This is a genomic window from Streptomyces sp. NPDC054834 (assembly GCF_053611185.1).
This window is the reverse complement of the sequence record NZ_JBSGZV010000018.1, coordinates 20,732-39,046: the sequence shown is the minus strand read 5'-3', so window position 1 is coordinate 39,046 and position 18,315 is coordinate 20,732. Positions and strand designations below refer to the sequence as shown.

10 protein-coding genes are annotated in these 18,315 nt (G+C 72.0%); 4 read left to right on the top strand and 6 right to left on the bottom strand.

Going from position 1 to position 18,315, the window contains the following annotated elements; all coding sequences use genetic code 11:
- Positions 1-64: 64 nt before the first annotated feature.
- Positions 65-877, top strand: coding sequence for a phosphotransferase (locus tag ACWGJM_RS24040; protein ID WP_453413741.1), 813 nt, complete (start codon positions 65-67; stop codon positions 875-877).
- Between the two features lie 194 nt (positions 878-1,071).
- On the opposite strand, the gene ACWGJM_RS24035 is transcribed toward ACWGJM_RS24040, so the two are convergent.
- The 6 genes from ACWGJM_RS24035 to ACWGJM_RS24010 all read right to left on the bottom strand — a co-directional run bounded on the left by ACWGJM_RS24035 (position 1,072) and on the right by ACWGJM_RS24010 (position 11,577).
- Complete coding sequence (locus ACWGJM_RS24035; RefSeq protein WP_453413857.1) at positions 1,072-1,338, bottom strand: recombinase family protein; 267 nt, start codon at positions 1,336-1,338, stop codon at positions 1,072-1,074.
- 101 nt (positions 1,339-1,439) lie between these two features.
- Complete coding sequence (gene nudC / locus ACWGJM_RS24030; RefSeq protein WP_453413740.1) at positions 1,440-2,384, bottom strand: NAD(+) diphosphatase; 945 nt, start codon at positions 2,382-2,384, stop codon at positions 1,440-1,442.
- 84 nt (positions 2,385-2,468) lie between these two features.
- Positions 2,469-3,872: a dipeptidase gene (locus ACWGJM_RS24025; protein ID WP_453413739.1), complete on the bottom strand. Its 1,404-nt coding sequence runs from the start codon at positions 3,870-3,872 to the stop codon at positions 2,469-2,471.
- 10 nt (positions 3,873-3,882) lie between these two features.
- Positions 3,883-7,371, bottom strand: coding sequence for a UvrD-helicase domain-containing protein (locus ACWGJM_RS24020; RefSeq protein WP_453413738.1), 3,489 nt, complete (start codon positions 7,369-7,371; stop codon positions 3,883-3,885).
- Between the two features lie 142 nt (positions 7,372-7,513).
- On the bottom strand, positions 7,514-10,924 hold the full coding sequence (locus tag ACWGJM_RS24015) for an ATP-dependent helicase (RefSeq protein WP_453413737.1): 3,411 nt from the start codon (positions 10,922-10,924) through the stop codon (positions 7,514-7,516).
- 266 nt (positions 10,925-11,190) lie between these two features.
- Positions 11,191-11,577: an MGMT family protein gene (locus tag ACWGJM_RS24010; protein ID WP_453413736.1), complete on the bottom strand. Its 387-nt coding sequence runs from the start codon at positions 11,575-11,577 to the stop codon at positions 11,191-11,193.
- A gap of 186 nt (positions 11,578-11,763) precedes the next feature.
- Between ACWGJM_RS24010 and ACWGJM_RS24005 the strand changes: the two genes are divergently transcribed.
- From ACWGJM_RS24005 to ACWGJM_RS23995, 3 genes are all read left to right on the top strand, one after another.
- Positions 11,764-14,514, top strand: a complete 2,751-nt coding sequence (locus tag ACWGJM_RS24005) for a lysylphosphatidylglycerol synthase transmembrane domain-containing protein (protein WP_453413735.1) — start codon at positions 11,764-11,766, stop codon at positions 14,512-14,514.
- A 73-nt stretch (positions 14,515-14,587) separates the two neighbouring features.
- Complete coding sequence (locus ACWGJM_RS24000; RefSeq protein ID WP_453413734.1) at positions 14,588-16,132, top strand: alpha/beta hydrolase; 1,545 nt, start codon at positions 14,588-14,590, stop codon at positions 16,130-16,132.
- A gap of 148 nt (positions 16,133-16,280) precedes the next feature.
- A complete protein-coding gene (locus tag ACWGJM_RS23995; RefSeq protein ID WP_453413733.1) occupies positions 16,281-17,825 on the top strand; it encodes an alpha/beta hydrolase in 1,545 nt (514 codons plus the stop codon).
- The last annotated feature ends 490 nt before the right edge of the window (positions 17,826-18,315 follow it).

Genomic DNA, 18,315 nt, shown 5'->3' with positions numbered 1-18,315 from the left:
GCGCCGGATCGGGGGTTTTGTATGCCCAGGCTGTACGAGGCGGCCCGGCGGTAGCGTGATCGACATGACGACCGAGGACGACGCGGACTGCGAGGCGCTGGTCGGAGGCATGGTGAACGCGGGGGCGGTGTTCCGCCGGGGTGCGTTGGTGGAACGTCCGGCACCGCACAACGCACACGCCCTCCATGCCCACCTCCTCGCGCTGAAAGAGCACGGCTTCGACGCGGCTCCGACTCCCGTGGGTCTGACTGCTGACGGTCGTGAGCAGCTGACCTTCATTCCTGGCGACGTGGCTCTGCCACCGTTCCCGCCCTGGGTGCTGACGACAACCGCTCTCGAATCGGTGGGGATCCTGCTGCGCCGCCTGCATGAGGCCAGCGCGACCATCCCGGTCGACACAGACGTCGAGTGGCCCCAGGACCTCGCCGACCCGGAGGGAGGAACGATGTTGTGCCACAACGACGTGTGCCCGGAGAACGTCGTCTTCCGCGACGGTCGTGCCGCCGCCTTGATCGATTTCGACCTGGCGGCTCCGGGCCGTCCTCTCTGGGACGTAGCCATGGCCGCCCGCTACTGGGTTCCCATGCTTGATCCGGTATCCGCAGCTGCCCTGCATCCCGCCGGATTGGATGCGCCTGCACGGCTGCGGATCCTCGCCGACGGCTACGGCCTCTCGGCGGGAGAGCGCGCCGAATTGCCCGGCGTGATCGAACAGGCCACGGAGATCTGCCGGGCCTTCGTCGCCCGCCGCGTGGCTGACGGTGATCCTGTCTACCTCCAAGCGCTGGCCGACCGTGGCGGATGGGAACGCTGGGACCGCATGCAGGCCTGGCTGACCGACCACCGCGAGACGTTCACTGTCGCGCTGCTGGACTGACGTGCTCGGGCGCTGATCCCCCTCACACCTGCCGAGGGCTACCGGGACCACACCGATGCCGGACGCCAAGTGTGCGACGTTCCCGTTCTGGAAAGTCGGGCGTCTTGACCTTGCAGCCGGCGAAGGCGGACCGCGTGAGCGGCCCCCTTGTGCTTCTTCAGCCATTCACGCTTGTGGACGGGTACGGGCGAGAGCTACGCGGAGTGGTGGGAGCGGTCGAGTGTCGGCGAACTGGCGCGTACGTACTCCCCGAGCAAGGAGCGGCTGATCAGTACGGCTTGCACTGTGGTCGGCGTCCACCTGGCTCCCCGAGGCTTCGGGTCGGACAGCCGAGTCGTGCTCTCGCCTGCCGCCGCGCGGATGCGAGCGATGTCCTGAGCCGTGGGTACGCCTTGCTCGTTGAGCCAGTCGGCGACGGCCGAGAAGCTCGGCTTCTCGATGAAGCGCCGGATCATCTCGATCAGCGTCGGGCCGTACTCGGGGTCAGCCTGAGGACGGCACGGCAGCCGAAAAAGGGCGGTACCCGAGACATCTCGGGTACCGCCCTTTCACATGCCGCGGCTCACACGAAGCTGCGGGTCGGCAGCGGCTTGCCGTACCAGAGCTCGATCAGGCGGGCGGCGATGGAGATGCCGTAGGGGGGCAGTACCTCGCCGGATTCGAAGGCGGCGCACAGCTCCTCGCGGGAGAACCAGCGGGCCTCGTGGATCTCGTCGCCGTCGACGTCGATGTCGGTCGAGGTGGCGCGGGCCATGAAGCCCAGCATGAGGCTGGACGGGAAGGGCCAGGGCTGGCTGGCGACGTACTCGACCGGGCCGACGTTGATGCCGACCTCTTCCTGGACCTCGCGGCGCACCGACTGCTCGATGGACTCGCCGGGTTCGACGAAGCCGGCCAGCGTGGAGAAGCGGCCCTCGGGCCAGTGGACCTGGCGGCCGAGCAGGATGCGGTCCTCCTCGTCGGTGACGGCCATGATCACGGCGGGGTCGGTGCGCGGGTAGTGCTCGGCGCCGCAGGCCTGGCAGCGGCGGATGTGGCCGGCGGCGGCGATGACCGTGCGTTCGCCGCAACGGGAGCAGAAGCGGTGGGTGCGCTGCCAGTTCTCCAGCCCGACCGCGTGCACCATGAGGCCCGTGTCGCGCGCGGAGAGCAGCAGGCCCGCCTCGCGCAGGCCCGCCGGGCGCGCCGACTGGTCGATGCGGCCGGGCAGCGAGTCCTTCTGGAGCGCGAAGTAGCTGACGCCTTCCTCGTCGATACCGAGGAAGTAGCGGTGGGCCTCGGTGAGCGGCGCCTCGAAGGAGGGGGTCATGACGAGTTCGGTCCGGCCGTCCGCCGTCTCGTCGATGAGGACCTGACCGCCGGAGACCACGAAGCAGCGGGTCGTGGGGTGGCTCCATGCCGCCGCGAGCCAGGCCTCGTCGAGCCGGTGGTGGGCGGCGCGGTCGATGCCGCTCGGGGCGGTGAGCGAGATGGGTCGGTCGGCGGTGTGGTCGGTCCAGGTGGTCACGGGTGCTTCCAACTCCCCCGGTGGAACGGATGTGTGTCGGCGGGCGGTTCAGCGGTACGTAGGGCGGGAAACGGCGTGGGGCGGTCAGGGCGCATGGCGCCAGTGCTCGGCGAGGTCGCCCCACAGGTAGGCGCTGGTCTCGACGCCCTTGAGGAGGAGGTCGAGCTCCACCTTCTCGTTCGGGGCGTGCCAGCCGTCGGAGGGGACCGAGATGCCCAGGAAGAGCACGGGTCCGCCGAGGACCTCCTGGAGGTCGGCCGCGGGCCCGGAGCCGCCCTCGCGGGTGAAGCGGACCGGCTGCTGGAACGCGCGGCCCATGGCGCGGACCACGGACTGCAGTGCGGGGTGGTCCAGCGGGGTCAGGCACGGGCGGGTGGCCGAGCCGAAGGTGATCTCGTGCCGGATGCCGGCGGGCACCTGTTCGGCGGCCCAGGCGCGGACCGCCTTCTCGATGTGGTCGGGGTCCTGGCCGGCGACCAGGCGGAAGGAGAGCTTCACCATGGCCGAGGACGGGATGATCGTCTTGCTGCCGGGGCCCTGGTAGCCGCCGCCGATGCCGTTGACCTCGGCGGTGGGGCGGGCCCAGATGCGCTCCAGGGTGGTGTGTCCGGCCTCGCCGTGGGTGGCGTACGACTTGGCGGTGCGCAGCCAACTCTGCTCGTCGAAGGGGAGTTCGGCGAAGAGTGCGCGCTCGCGGTCGGCGAGCTCGACGATGCCGTCGTAGAAGCCGGGGACGGCCACGCGCGCGTGCTCGTCGTGCAGGGCGGCGACCAGGCGTGCGGCGGCGGTCGCCGGGTTGGGCACGGCACCGCCGAAGGAGCCGGAGTGGATGTCCTGGTCGGGGCCGTACAGGTGGATCTCGCACTCGGCGAGGCCGCGCATGCCGGTGCACACGGTGGGGGTGTCCTCGGCCCACATGCCGGTGTCGGAGACGATCACGGCGTCGGCGGCGAGGCGGTGCGCGTGCTTCTCGGCGAGGGCCCGGAAGTGCGGGGAGCCGGACTCCTCCTCGCCCTCGATCAGGAGCTTCAGGTGGACGGCGGGGGCGGTGCGGCCGGTGGCGGCGAGGTGGGCGCGGACGCCGAGTGTGTGGAAGAACACCTGGCCCTTGTCGTCTGCCGCCCCGCGCGCGTAGAGGCGGTTTCCGCGGACTACGGGTTCGAAGGGCTCGCTGTCCCAGCCATCCTCTCGGGCGGCGGGCTGGACGTCGTGGTGACCGTAGACAAGGACGGTCGGCGCCTGCGGGTCGGCGGCGGGCCACTCCGCGAAGACCGCGGGGGCGCCCGGGGTCTCCCAGACCTCGGCGGTCGGGAAGCCGGTCTCCGTGAGCTTGGCGGCGAGCCAGTCGGCGCTGCGCCGTACATCGTGCGCGTGGTCGGGCTGGGCCGACACGGAAGGGATGCGCAGCCACTCGGAGAGGTCGTCGAGGAAGGCGGCGCGGTGCTGCTCGATGTACGTGCGGACGGCGCTGTCCGGGGTCTGGCTCATGTTCACGAGCCTATCGGCCCGTGGCGGCATCCTCGGCGGGCGGTTCGTCACACTCTGCTTGCCCCAGGAGCGATCTCTCCAGTTCCTCCCGTCCGGGCAGGTGCGCGGGCCGGACCACCTCGCCGCTGCGCACGTACAGGAACGCGGCCGTGACCGACTCCGGCGGCACTCCCTGCTGCTCGGCCCAGGCGAGCCGGTACACGGCGAGCTGGAGCGGGTCGGCGGTCCGACCGCGGCCGGTCTTCCAGTCGACGATCTCGTACGTCGTCTCCGCACCGTCGTCGTGCCGGTAGACGGCGTCGATACGGCCCCGTACGACGCGGCCGGCGAGGGCGAGCTGGAAGGGGGCCTCGACGCGGTAGGGCGTGCGGTGTGCGTACTCGGTGCGTTCGAAGGCGTCCTTGAGGGCCTCGAGGTCGCGTTCGTCGGCGATCTCCGCCTCGCCGCCGGGCAGCTCCTCGGGCTCCAGCATGGGCAGCGTCAACTCTTCGAAGCGGGATTCCACCCAGGCATGGAACCGGGTGCCCCGGCGCGCGGCCGGTTGCGGGGGGCGCGGCATGGGGCGCGCGAGTTCCTGCGCGAATCCGTCGGGGTCGACGGTCAGGCGCAGCAGCTGGGACGCGGTGAGTGTGGTCGGCAGGGGGACCTCCGTGACGCTCTCCCGGGCGCGCAGGAGTTCCCCGGTGAGGGCGTCCAGGTCGCGGTCCCAGGAGGCGACGGTGCGGGCCTCCTCCGGGGTGAGGAGCGCGGTGGGGTCGGGTTCGGCGGGGTGGGTGCGGGCGACGGGCGGCTCGGGGGCCGTCGCCTGGTGCGGGACCGTGGGCCGGTCGGTGGTCCACGCGTCCCAGTCGGCCGGATCCTCCTCGAAGGGGTCGGGTTCGTCGTGCGAGGGTGGCTCGTCGTATGCGAGCTCTTCGTCGTCCGGCGGTGCGGGCCAGTCCGGGTCCTCGTGGGTGTCGGGGTCGTGGGTGGCCACCGGGTGGCCGGCGTCCCCGGTGGCGAGGGTCTCGAGGTGGGCGAGGACGGTCTCGGCGGCGGCGCGGCGGCGGGTCAGGGCGACGTCGTCCAGGGGCAGCGGCCAGGCCTGGTCGGCGGTCGCCCGGTTGAGCGCGGGGTTCTCCTCGTCCTCCTCGGGTGCGTCGGCCCAGGCCTCGATCTCGCCGTGGCCGGCGGTGCAGTGGTCGTACAGGGCCATGAGGAAGTCGGACGGGCCGCGGGGTTTCTTCTGGCTGGGGCCCCACCAGTGGCCGGAGCCGAGGAGCAGGGAGCGGGGGCGGGTGAAGGTGACGTAGCCGAGGCGGAGCTCCTCGGTGTGCTGGTGGTCCTTCATGGCCTCGTGGAAGGCCTTCATGCCCCGGGAATCCCAGGTCTCGATGTCGGGCAGGGTGTCGGCGTCGCCGCGCAGCCCGTGCGGCAGCACCTTGGCCTGTGTGGTCCACTTCTCGCGGCCCTGGCTGCTGGGGAAGGTGCCGGTGACCAGGCCGGGGACGGCGACGACGTCCCACTCCAGGCCCTTGGACTTGTGCGCGGTGAGCACCTTGACGGTGTTCTCCCCGCCGGGGAGGGCGTTGTCGAGGCCCTTTTCGTACTGGGCCGCGGTGCGCAGGAAGCCGAGGAAGGCCAGCAGGCTCGCCTCGCTCTCGTTCGCGGCGAAGGACGCGGCGATGTCCAGGAAGTTGGACAGCGTCTCGCGGCGGCGTGCGGCGAGGGCGTGCGGGGACGCCGACAGCTCGACCTCCAGGCCGGTGACGGTGAGGACGCGGTGCAGGACGTCCATCAGGGGGTCGGCCAGTGAGCGGCGCAGTTCGCGCAGTTCGGCCGCCAGGCGTGCGAACCGCACGCGCGCCTCGGGCGAGAAGGGCAGCCCGTCGTCGTCCCCGGCGCCGTCCACGGGTGATTCGAGGAACGTGTCGAGTGCGTCCGCCAGTGAGATCACCTCGGACGGGTCGACCCCTTCGACGGCCTCGGCGAGCCGGCGATCCGGGTCGTCCCCGGCGTCCACGCGCGCGTGGGACACGAGCAGGCGGGCGCGCCGCCCCAGCAGAGCGAGGTCGCGGGGGCCGATGCGCCAGCGCGGGCCGGTCAGCAGGCGGACCAGGGAGGCGTTGGCGCCGGGGTCCTGGAGCACCTCGCAGACGGCGACCAGGTCGGCGACCTCGGGCAGGTGCAGCAGCCCGGAGAGGCCGACCACTTCGACGGGGATGTCCCGTGCGACGAGGGCGCCCTGGATCTGGGCGAAGTCGGTCGCCGTGCGGCACAGGACGGCGATCTCGCCGGGCGCCTTCCCCGTGTGGACGAGGTGGGCGATGGAGTCCGCGACCCAGTCGATCTCCTCGGCGTGGGTGCGCAGCAGGGCGCAGTGGACCGTGCCGTCCCGCTCGGCGCCGGGGGCCGGGCGCAGGGCTTCCACGCCCGCGTGCATGGCGCGCAGGGGCTCGGCGAGAGCGTTGGCGAGGTCGAGGAGGCGGCCGCCGCTGCGGCGGTTCTCGCTGAGTGCCTGGCGGGTGGCGAGGCGTCCGTCGGGGTGTGCGAAGTGCTCGGGGAAGTCGTCGAGGTTGGCGACGGACGCGCCGCGCCAGCCGTAGATGGCCTGGCAGGGGTCGCCGACGGCGGTCACCGGGTGGCCGGTGCCGCCGCCGAACAGGCCCGCCAGGAGGACGCGCTGCGCCACCGAGGTGTCCTGGTACTCGTCGAGGAGCACCACGCGGAACTCCTCGCGCAGGGCCCGGCCCACTTCGGGGATCTGCGCGAGGGTCGCGGAGAGGGCGATCTGGTCGCCGAAGTCGAGCAGGTCCCGCTCGCGCTTGATGGTCCGGTAGCGCAGCACCAGCTCGGCGAGTTCGCGCCGGGCGGCGGCCGTCTCGGGGACCTTGCGCAGGTCGGCGTTGGTGAGCTTGGCGCCGGCGAGGGTGCGCAGCAGGTCGGCGTCCCGGGCGCGCAGGTCCTCGGGGCGTACGAGGTGTTCGGCGAGCTCGGCGTCGAGGGTGAGGAGGTCGCTGACGAGGTCGGCGAAGGAGCGGGTCAGCGCCGGGTAGGGGCCGGGCGCCTCGCGCAGCACGCGCGCGGCGAGCTGGTAGCGGGTGGCGTCGGCGAGCAGGCGAGACGTCGGTTCGAGCCCGATGCGCAGGCCGTGGTCGGTCAGCAGCCGGCCGGCGAAGGCGTGGTAGGTGGAGATCACCGGTTCGCCGGGCGGGTTGTCCGGGTCGATGACATCGGGATCGGTGACGCCGGCCCGGATCAGGGCCTTGCGGACGCGTTCGGCGAGTTCGCCGGCGGCCTTGTTGGTGAAGGTCAGGCCGAGGACCTGTTCGGGGGCGACCTGGCCGGTGCCGGCCAGCCACACCACGCGTGCGGCCATCACCGTGGTCTTGCCCGAACCGGCTCCGGCCACGATCACCTGCGGAGCCGGCGGTGCGGTGATGCAGACCATCTGCTCCGGGGTGAACGGGATGCCGAGGAGCTCCTTGAGCTGCTCGGGGTCGGTGATACGGGCGGGCATGTCGTCAGAGGCTAGCGGTGGGCACTGACAGCCGGTGCACGATCGTCCCTCCGGGCCGGTGGAGGCGCTGGTCAGCAGGGGTGGTGCGATGCGTCACGTGCATCACTCGGTCACGTGCCGCGTCACTCGGTCACGTGCCGCGTCACTCGATCACTTGCCGTCCTTCGGGCTGCGCGCTGCACGACGCCCGGAATGCGCAGTGGGTGCAGTGCTGGCCCGTGCTCGGCGTGAACCGCTCGTCGAGCACCTTCCCGGCGGCGTTGGCCAGCAGCTCACCGACCCACTCACCCTCCAGCGGCTCCTGGGCCTGCACCTTGGGCAGGCTGTCGCCGCCGTCCCGCTGGGCGGCGCCCTGCCGCAGGTGGACCAGTTCGGCGCCGCCGGGCTCGGGCCGCACGCCGTCGAAGGCGTCGTCCACGGCGCCCTCGCGGATCGCGAGCTGGTAGACGGCCAGCTGCGGGTGCCGCTCCACCTCGCGGGCGGTCGGGGCCTGCTTGCCGGTCTTGAAGTCGACGACATACGCCCGGCCCTCGCCGTCCGCTTCGACCCGGTCCATCTGGCCGCGGATGCGGACTTCGTAGTCACCCGCTTCGAGGCTGACGTCGAAGTCGTGCTCGCTCGCCAGGGGTGTCCGCCCGGTCCGGTCCAGCACATGCCAGCGCAGGAAGCGTTCGAGCGCCACGCGCGCGTGCTCCTTCTCCTGCGCCGACTTCCAGGGAGCGTCGAAGGCGAGCGCGTTCCACACGGACTCCAGGCGCTCCATGAGGACGTCGAGGTCGGCGGGCGTGCGTCCGGAGGCGACCTCGTCGGCCAGGACATGGACGACGTTGCCGAAGCCCTGAGCGGCGGTGGCGGGGGCGTCGGCCTTCACCTCGCGTCCCAGGAACCACTGGAGGGCGCAGGTGTTGGCGAGCTGGTCGAGGGCGCTGCCCGACAGCACGACAGGCTGGTCGCGGTTGCGCAGGGGCACCTTGCTCTCGGTCGGCTCGAACATGCCCCACCAGCGGTAGGGGTGCGCGGAGGGGACAAGCGGGCGGCCGTCCTCGTCGGCGAGGGCGGCGAGCCGGGCGAGGCGGTGGGCGGCGGCCTCGCGCAGGGCCGCCGACACGCGCGGGTCGACCGTCGTGGCGCGCAGCTCGGCGACCAGCGCGGCCACGGACAGCGGGCGGCGCGGGCGGCCGGTGACGTCCTGCGGCTCGACGCCGAGTTCGGTGAGGAACCGGGAGGGCTGGTCGCCGTCGTCGGCCGGCGCCTTCACCGCGGTGACGACGAGGCGCTCACGCGCGCGTGTGGCGGCCACGTAGAACAGGCGGCGCTCCTCGGCGAGAAGCGCTCCCGGAGTGAGCGGTTCGGCGAGCCCGTCGCGGCCGATGCGGTCGGCCTCCAGCAGGGAGCCGCGCCGGCGCAGGTCGGGCCACAGCCCTTCCTGCACGCCGGCGACGACGACCAGGCGCCATTGGAGGCCCTTGGATCGGTGCGCGGTCATCAGGTGTACGGCGTCGGGTCGCAGCGCACGCCGGGTCAGTGTGTCGGCGGCGATGTCCTCGGCCGCGATCTGCTCGAGGAAGTTGAGGGCGCCCCGCCCGCCGGTACGCTCCTCGGCGCGCGCGGCGGTCGCGAACAGGGCGCACACCGCGTCCAGATCGCGGTCGGCGTTGCGGCCGGCAGCGCCGCCGCGCCGGGCGGCCCGCTCCAGGCGGGCGGGCCACGGCGTGCCCTCCCACAGCTCCCACAGCGCCTCCTCGGCCGTACCGCCGCCCGCCAGGCGCTCCCGGGCCTTCCTGAGCAGGGCGCCGAGGCGCTGGGCTCCGCGCGCGTACGCGGGATCGTGCGCGACCAGACGCTCGGGTTCGGCGAGCACCCGCGCCAGCAGTTCGTCCGAGGGCGGCGGCAGCGGGTTGCCTGCCGCCCGCTCCTCCTCGCGCAGGGCACGTCCGAGGCGGCGCAGATCGGCGGCGTCCATGCCGGCCAGGGGGGAGGCGAGCAGGGTGAGGGCGGTCTCGGTGTCGAGCCAGCAGGGCTCCTGGCCGGGCTGCTCGGAGTCCTGACCCGAACCCTGACCCGAGCCCTGACCCGAGCCCTGACCCGAGCCCTGGCCCGAGCCCTGACCGGTGTCCTGTCCAGTGTCCTGACCGGTGTCCTGGCCAGGGCGTTCCGCCGCCTCCGCCGTGGCCACCGCCCGGAGTGCCGTCAGGAGCGGTGCCACCGCCGGTTCGTGGCGCAGGGGCAGGTCGTCGCCGTCGATGTCCAGGGGGACACCTGCCGCCGTGAGGGCGCGGCGGAGCGTCGGGATGGTGCGGGACCCCGCGCGCACGAGGACGGCCATGTCGCTCCAGGGCACGCCGTCCTCCAGGTGTGCCCTGCGGAGGATGTCGGCGATGTTGTCGAGCTCCGTACCGGGTGTGGGGTACGTGTAGACCTCGGCGCGGCCCGAGTCCCGTACCGGGGTCAGCTCGCGGTGGGCGCGGACCTTGTCGGCGGGGAGGCGGGTCAGCGGCATGCGCTGGGTCAACAGGCGGGTCGCGGCCAGCAGGGCGGCGCCGGACCGGCGGGAGGTGCGCAGGACCTCCACGGCAGCCGGACGGCCGTCCGCGCGCGGGAAGGCCTGCGGGAAGTCGAGGATGCCGTTCACGTCGGCGCCCCGGAACGCGTAGATCGACTGGTCGGGATCGCCGAAGGCGACCAGGGTGCGGCCGTCGCCGGCCAGGGCGTGCAGCAGACGCACCTGGGCCGGGTCGGTGTCCTGGTACTCGTCGATGTACACGGCGTCGTACCGGGCGGCGAGCCGTGCGGCGGTCTCCGGGCGGCGGGCGAGGAGCACCGCGCGGTGGACGAGTTCGGCGTAGTCCAGCACGCCTTGCAGGTCGATGACGTCGAGGTACTCGGCGAGGAAGGCCGCCGCGGCCTGCCAGTCGGGGCGGCCGATGCGCCGGGCGAAGGCGTCCAGGGCGGCGGGGCCCAGGCCGAGCTCGCGGCTGCGGGCGAGGACCGCGCGGACCTCGTCGGCGAAGCCCCGGGTGGTCAGGCAGGCGCGCAGCTCGTCCGGCCAGCGCACATGGTTCAGCCCGAGCCGCTCCAGCTCCGGCTGGCCCGCGAGCAGCTCGCGGACGGTGACGTCCTGCTCGGGGCCGGAGAGCAGGCGCAGTGGCTCCACGAAGAGGTCGCTGTCCTGGTGGGCACGGACCAGGGCGTAGCAGTACGAGTGGAAAGTGGTCGCCTGGGGGGCGCGGGCCGCCCCTATGCGCCGGGCCATGCGGTCGCGCAGGTCGACGGCCGCCTTGCGGCTGAACGTCAGCACCAGGATGCGCTCGGGGTCCCCGCCACGGGCGATCCGCGCGGCCACCGACTCTACGAGCGTGGTGGTCTTGCCGGTGCCGGGACCTGCGAGGACGAGCAGCGGGCCGGCCCTGTGGTCAACCACGGCGCGCTGGGCGGCGTCCAGACGGAGGGGATCCGGCTCGGTCGGAGGGGTACGCACCAGTCGGTAAGCGCCACTGTTCCCCTGCCGCACCGGGGGGTGCGGCAGGCGCCTGGTGGAGGAAGAGGAGCTCACGTGGTTCGCCGGTCCTGGTGGGTGTGCTGGTTGGCAGGGGGTCACGCGTGTGTGACGGTGGCCGCGGGGTGAGGGGGACGCGCGCAGCCGACGCTACGCCGGTGACGCCGACGAAAGGGACGGAAGCAGGTCTTCCGGTTCATCCCTCGCGGCGCTCGCGTCACGCGAGTCCCACGACTCACGAACGTACGCCATGCCACGGGCGTGCCCCGTTTCCCCCTTATGGGCCACGGGCTCCCCTCGGGGGCGTCCGATGGCGGAAGCTGTCAGATGTGACCCTCCGCGCTCTCGCTGCCGTCCCACCTGGCCCGCCTCATGTCGAGGCGGGGCAGGTGGCCCTCGGCCGCTCTGCCCGCCTCCTTCAGCGGAGTGCCCTCGGCGCGGTAGTGCTCGAGCGCCCGCAGTTCGTGGCCGGGCAGCAGGAGGCCGTCCGCGCGGACGACCCGCCACCACGGGACGGCTCCGCCGTAGAGCGCCATGACCCGGCCCACCTGGCGCGGGCCGCCCTCCTGGAGCCACTCCGCGACGTCCCCGTACGTCATGACCCGCCCGGGCGGGATCCGCTCGGCGACGTCGAGGACCCGCTCGGCGTACTCCGGCAGCGCGTCCGCGTATCCGGCGCGCGTGTCCTCCGGATGCCTCTGCTCGCTCATCCGCCCCATCCTGCCCCACCCCACCGACAACGTGACGCGGACGGCGGCAGGACGGTCTCTCGCCCTCCGGCGGAGCTTCCGGCAGACTGTGCGCCCCCGCATTTGCACCCTGATGCCCCCGTGTGTCGGTGCGGCATGCCACCATCGTGCGGGCGGTGACTGGTGATACGAGATCAAGAAGAGACGATGAAGCAGCAGGGCGTGCACCCCGAAGGCGCGGAGGGCACCTCTGCCGCGGCGTCGCGCCCGGACTCCGCCGAAGCACACGCCGAGCGCCCGGCCCCCGAGGACACGCGGCGGCCCGACGACGCCGCAGCGCCCGGTACCGAGCCGGATGACGAGTTGCACGCCGACGCCGTCGAGGGCGACGAACCGCTGCTCCCCGCGCGCGTGCACCGCCCCTCCGACCTGATGCGCCTGCTGGTGGGCGTGCTCGCCATCGCCGTACTGCTGGCGATCGCCGCGTTCGCGCACGGGACCACCTCGGGGTTCGAACAGGACATCAACAAGGGCACCGGCCAGGCGCCCGATCTGCTGATCAAGATCGCGGGGCTGGCGTCGAGCATCGCGATCCTCCTGGTGCCGGTCGCGTTCGCGATCGAGCGGCTGATCAAACGGGACGGGCTGCGCATCGCCGACGGCGTGCTCGCGGCGGTCCTCGCGCACGGTGTGACGCTTGCCACAGACCTGTGGGTCGCCCGGGCCGCCCCGGGCTCCATCCAGGAGGCGCTCACCCAGCCCTCCCCCGGTGACATCCACGCCCTGACCGACCCGGTGCACGGCTACCTCGCCCCCGTCATCGCCTATATGACGGCCGTCGGCATGTCCCGGCGGCCCCGCTGGCGCGCGGTGCTGTGGATCGTCCTGCTGCTCGACGCCTTCTCGATGCTGGTCACCGGCTACACGACCCCCTTCTCGATCATCCTGACCGTGCTGATCGGCTGGACGGTGGCCTACGGCACGCTGTACGCGGTCGGCTCCCCCAATATCCGGCCCACCGGCCAGACCCTGATGGCGGGGCTGCGGCACGTCGGATTCCACCCGGTCAGCGCGGCCCGTGACGAGGCCCCGGACGCCGAGAACGCGGACCGAGGCCGGCGCTACTTCGTGACCCTGGAGGACGGCCCGCCGCTGGACGTCACGGTCGTCGACCGGGAGCAGCAGGCCCAGGGCTTCTTCTACCGCGCGTGGCGCAACCTCACCCTGCGCGGCTTCGCCACCCGCTCCAGTCTCCAGTCGCTGCGCCAGGCGCTGGAGCAGGAGGCGCTGCTGGCGTACGCGGCGATCGCGGCGGGCGCCAACGCCCCCAAGCTCATCGCCACGTCCGAGCTGGGTCCCGACGCAGTGATGCTCGTCTACGAGCACACCGGCGCGCGCAGCCTCGACTCGGTGGCCGACGACGAGATCACCGACGACCTGCTGCGCAGCACCTGGCACCAGGTGCGGGCCCTTCAGTCCCGGCGCATCGCGCACCGCAGGCTCGCGGGTGACGCGATTCTGGTGGATCGTTCCGGCACGGTGATCCTCACCGATCTGCGCGGCGGCGAGATCGCGGCCGGTGATCTGCTGCTGCGCATGGACGTCGCCCAGTTGGTCACGACGCTCGGCCTGCGGGTGGGCGCCGAGCGTGCGGTGGCCTCGGCGGTCGGCGTCCTCGGACCCGACGCGGTCGCCGACTGCCTGCCCATGCTCCAGCCGATCGCACTGACCCGCTCCACGCGCGCGACGCTGCGAAAACTGGCCCGGGAACGGGCCGAACGAGAGCGCGAAGCGGTCCTCGATGCGTCCCGGCAGGCCAAGCAGGCCCGCCTGGAGGAGGCCTCGGACGACACCAGACCCGCTCTGGAGAACCCCGACAAGAAGACCGTGCGCGCCGAGCAGCGGGCCGAGAAGCGGGCCATCGACGAGGCCCTGGAGGAAGCGCGCGAGGAGGATCTGCTCACCCAGATCCGGCACCAGGTGCTGCGGATCAGGCCGCAGGCGCCCGTCGAGCCGGCCCGGCTGGAGCGGGTGCGACCGCGCACGCTGATCAGTTTCATCGCCGGCGCGATCGGTGCGTACTTCCTGCTGACGCAGCTCACGCACATCGAGTTCGGTCCACTGGTCGCCAATGCCCAGTGGGGCTGGGTGGCCGCGGCCGTGCTGTTCTCGGCGGCGAGCTACTTCGCGGCGGCGATGGCCCTGCTGGGGTTCGTGCCCGAGCGGGTGCCCTTCCTGCGGACCGTGGCCGCGCAGGTCGCCGGCTCGTTCGTGAAGATCGTGGCGCCGGCCGCGGTCGGTGGTGTCGCGCTCAACACGCGCTTCCTTCAGCGGGCGAGCGTGCGCCCCGGGCTCGCGGTGGCGAGTGTCGGCGCCTCTCAGCTGTTCGGGCTCGGCTGCCACATCCTGATGCTGCTGTCCTTCGGCTATCTGACCGGGACCGAGAAGACGCCGTCGCTGTCGCCGTCCCGGACGGTCATCGCCGGTCTGCTGACAGTGGCTGTGCTCGTGCTCGTGGTGACCTCGGTGCCGTTCCTGCGGAAGTTCGTCGTCACGCGCGTGAGGTCGCTTTTCGCCGGTGTCGTGCCGCGCATGCTGGACGTTCTGCAGCGGCCGCAGAAGCTGGTCACCGGCATCGGCGGCATGCTGCTGCTGACCGCCTGCTTCGTGATGTGCCTGGACGCGTCGATCCGGGCGTTCGGTGACAACACGACCTCGCTGAGCATCGCCAGCGTCGCGGTGGTCTTCCTGGCCGGCAACGCGCTCGGCTCCGCGGCGCCCACCCCGGGCGGCGTCGGCGCGGTCGAGGCAACCCTGACCGTCGGCCTGATCGCCGTCGGCCTTCCCAAGGAGGTCGCCGCGCCGGCCGTCCTGCTGTTCCGGCTGCTGACACTGTGGCTGCCGGTCCTGCCGGGCTGGCTTGCCTTCAACCACCTGTCGCGCAAGGGCGCACTTTAGCGCCCGGTGCGGGGAGTACCTCGTACGGCTCGCGTCCCGCGCGCCCAGCGTCACGCGGCCGCAGGATGGAAACATGCCGAACCCCTCCCGGATCCGAGCCGCCGCTGCCCTGGCCTCCGCGGTGCTGCTGTCCTCACTGCTGGCGGGGTGTGATCAGGGTGAGGAGGACGGGGACCTGACGGCGCAGAAGCTGGACTGGAAGGACTGCCCGGCCCCCTCGGCGGCCGAGGGCGGCGGCAGCGCCCCGTCGCCGCTGCCGGGCGGCGCCAAGTGGCAGTGCGCCACGATGAAGGCGCCCCTCGACTGGAGCGACCCCAAGGGCGACACGATCGACCTGGCGTTGATCCGGGCCAGGGCGAGCGGGGCGGCGAGCGAGCGGATCGGCTCGCTCGTGTTCAACTTCGGCGGCCCCGGCGGCAGCGGCGTCACCACGCTGCCCGCGTTCGGCGAGGACTACGCGCAGCTGCGCACCCGCTACGACCTGGTGAGTTTCGACCCGCGCGGGGTGGGCCGCAGCGCGCCCGTGGAGTGCGAGAGCGACGCGCAGCTCGACGAGTACTTCCAGCAGGACGCCACACCGGACGACAGCGCGGAGCGCACCCAGCTCCTGGACCGCACCAAGCAGTTCAACGCGGCCTGCGAGAAGCACTCCGAGAAGATCCTGCCGCACGTGCGCACCACGGACGCGGCCCGTGACATGGACCTGATGCGCCAGGTCCTCGGCGACGCCAAGCTGTACTACTTCGGCATCTCCTACGGCACCGAACTCGGCGGCGTCTACGCCCACCTGTTCCCCAGGAACGTCGGCCGCGCCGTCTTCGACGCCGTCGTCGACCCCACCCAGGATCCCGAGCAGAGCTCGCTCGGGCAGGCCAGGGGCTTCCAGCTGGCCCTCGACAACTTCGCCGAGGACTGCACCTCGAAGACCACCGACTGCCCGATCGGCGACACCGCGCAGGACGTCAAGGACCGCATCGCCAAGCTACTGGCCGACCTTGATCGCAAACCGATCCCCGGCATCCTCCCGCGCGAGCTGACGCAGAGCGACGCGACCAACGGCATCGCGCAGTCGCTGTACTCGAAGGACTTCTGGGAGTACCTCACCGAGGGGTTGGAGCAGGCCTACGACGGCGACGGCAGGATCCTGATGCTGCTGTCCGACTCGATGAACGGACGCAACGAGAACGGCGAGTACAGCAACATCGCCGCCGCGAACACCGCGATCAACTGTTCCGACGCGAAACCGCGCTACACCACCGCCGACGTCCAGCAGAAGCTGCCGGAATTCCGCGCCGCCTCCGCCCTGTTCGGGGACTACCTGGCCTGGGGCATGATCGGCTGCACCGACTGGGCCACGCCGGGCGCCGGCGATCACCCCGACGTGAGCGCGCCCGGGTCGGCGCCGATCCTCGTCGTCGGCAACACCGGTGACCCGGCGACGCCGTACGAGGGCGCGAAGAAGATGGTGGACGCGCTCGGCAAGGGTGTCGGCGTCGAACTGACGTACAAGGGGCAGGGGCACGGCGCCTACGACAGCAAGAACAAGTGCGTGCAGGCCGCGGTGAACGGCTATCTGCTGGACGGCAAGGTGCCCCCGGCGGGAACGGTCTGCTCCTGATCCACCGCTCCTGATCCACCACGAGTCCACGAAAGAAAGCCGCAGGTCAGAGCGTTATCCACAGGCAAATACGGGTTTGGGAAGATCCGCCTACCATGGCTTGACCGCTCCGCGACCGAGACGCGGAGGGCTTGGCAAGGGGGTGTGCATGTCGCGTTTCGTACGATGGTCGGCCGTGGTCGCCGCCGCGATGCTGGTGGCCGGGTGCGGCGGCGGGTCCGGCGGGAGCGGGGACGACGCGAAGCGGCGGTCCGATGCGCCATCGGCGTCGCCGACCGCCCCCTCCGCCGCCGGCCTACCCTCCTCGCTCACGTCCCAGAAGCTCGACTGGGGCGGCTGCGAGGCCACCGGGGACTCCCCGGCGCCGAGCGGTGAGTGGCAGTGCGCGACGCTGAAGGTGCCGCTCGACTGGAGCAGGCCCGAGGGAGCCACCATCGGTCTGGCGCTGATCCGGGCGAAGGCCACCGGGGGCGACCGCATCGGCTCGCTACTGTTCAACTTCGGCGGACCGGGCGGCTCGGGAGTCTCGACGATGCCCGCCTTCGGGCCCACCATGTCCGCACTGCGCGAGCGGTACGACCTGGTCAGCTGGGACCCGCGCGGGGTCGGCACCGACAAGGGCATCCGCTGCCGCGCCGACAAGGACGTCCAAGCCGCCGAGACGGTGGACGCCACCCCCGACACCCCGGCCGAGGAGAAGGCTTACTTCCAGGACGCCACCGACTTCGGCAAGGGCTGCTCGCGGGCCGCCGGGAAACTCATGGCCCACGTCTCGACCACCGACACCGCCCGCGACATGGACCTGATCCGCCAGGTGCTCGGTGACGCCAGGACGCACTACTTCGGCTTCTCCTACGGCACAGAACTGGGCGGCGTCTACGCCCACTTGTTCCCGAAGAACGTGGGGCGCCTGGTCCTCGACGCGGTGGTCGACCCGAGCGCGGATTCGGTGGGCCACGCCGAGAACCAGGCCAAGGGCTTCCAGCGGGCACTCGACGACTACCTGAAGTCGAGGGGCCAGGACCCCGCGAAGGGCTCGCAGAAGATCGTGGACCTGCTGAAGCGGGTCGACGCGAAGCCGCTGCCCACGTCCTCCGGGCGCAGGCTGACCCAGACGCTGGCCGTCACCGGCATCATCCTGCCGCTGTACAGCGAGTCCCGCTGGCCGGAGCTGACCGGCGCTCTCACCGCGGCGGAAGAGGGAGACGGGACGCAGCTGCTGTCACTCGCCGACGACTACAACGAGCGGGATTCCTCGGGGCACTACGGCACGACGACCCAGGCCCAACGGGTCATATCGTGCCTGGACGACAAGGAGCGGCCCACGCTCCAGGAGACGAAGAAGCTGCTGCCCCGATTCGAGAAGATCTCGCCCGTCTTCGGGGACTTCCTGGGCTGGGACGCGGCCGGCTGGTGCCACAACTGGCCGGTGCCCGGACAGTACGAGACCCCCGAGGTGAGCGCGCCGGGCGCGGCGCCGATCCTGCTGGTCGGCAACACCGGGGACCCGGCGACGCCGTACGAGGGCACCCGCAGGATGGCCGACGAACTGGGCCGGGGCGTCGGCGTCGAGCTCACCTGGAAGGGCGAGGGGCACGTGGCCTACGGCCGAGGGAGCGACTGCGTCGACTCGACGGTGAACGCCTACCTGCTGAACGGCACGGTACCGAAGGACGGCAAGGTCTGCTCATGACGACGGCGGGGGCCCCGCGCACCCGCGGGGCACGGAATCCCCGCCGCCGGTCGAGCGGGACGAGCCGTGGCTCAGTGGTGGCTGTGCTGAGGGGCCCCTCAGATCACCACGAGTGAGATTGCGTTCGGTCGCGCCTGAGGAGTCTCCGGATTAGCAGGAACGCACCTACAGCGATCAAGGTAAGCCCCATAAGGATCAAGGTCACCCCTAGGGCGATCAGAAACGCCCCAACAAGGATCAGTAGTGCCCCGATGGAGACCAGGAGCGTCCCGACGATGAGGAGAAAGATGGCGAGGACGATCACAGTTGCCCTCCTGTCCCCCTCCCGTTCTGGCTTCTTCCCCGCTCCCCTGCAAACACTCTGCTCCGCCAGCCCTCCGGGGTCTTCATCCGTGCGACGGCGTTGCGGACGCCGTGAGGACGTATGCCGAGTGACCGTTCCCGGGCCGTCCGCGGGCCGTTCGAGGTCACCCGGCGCCGGCCGACAACG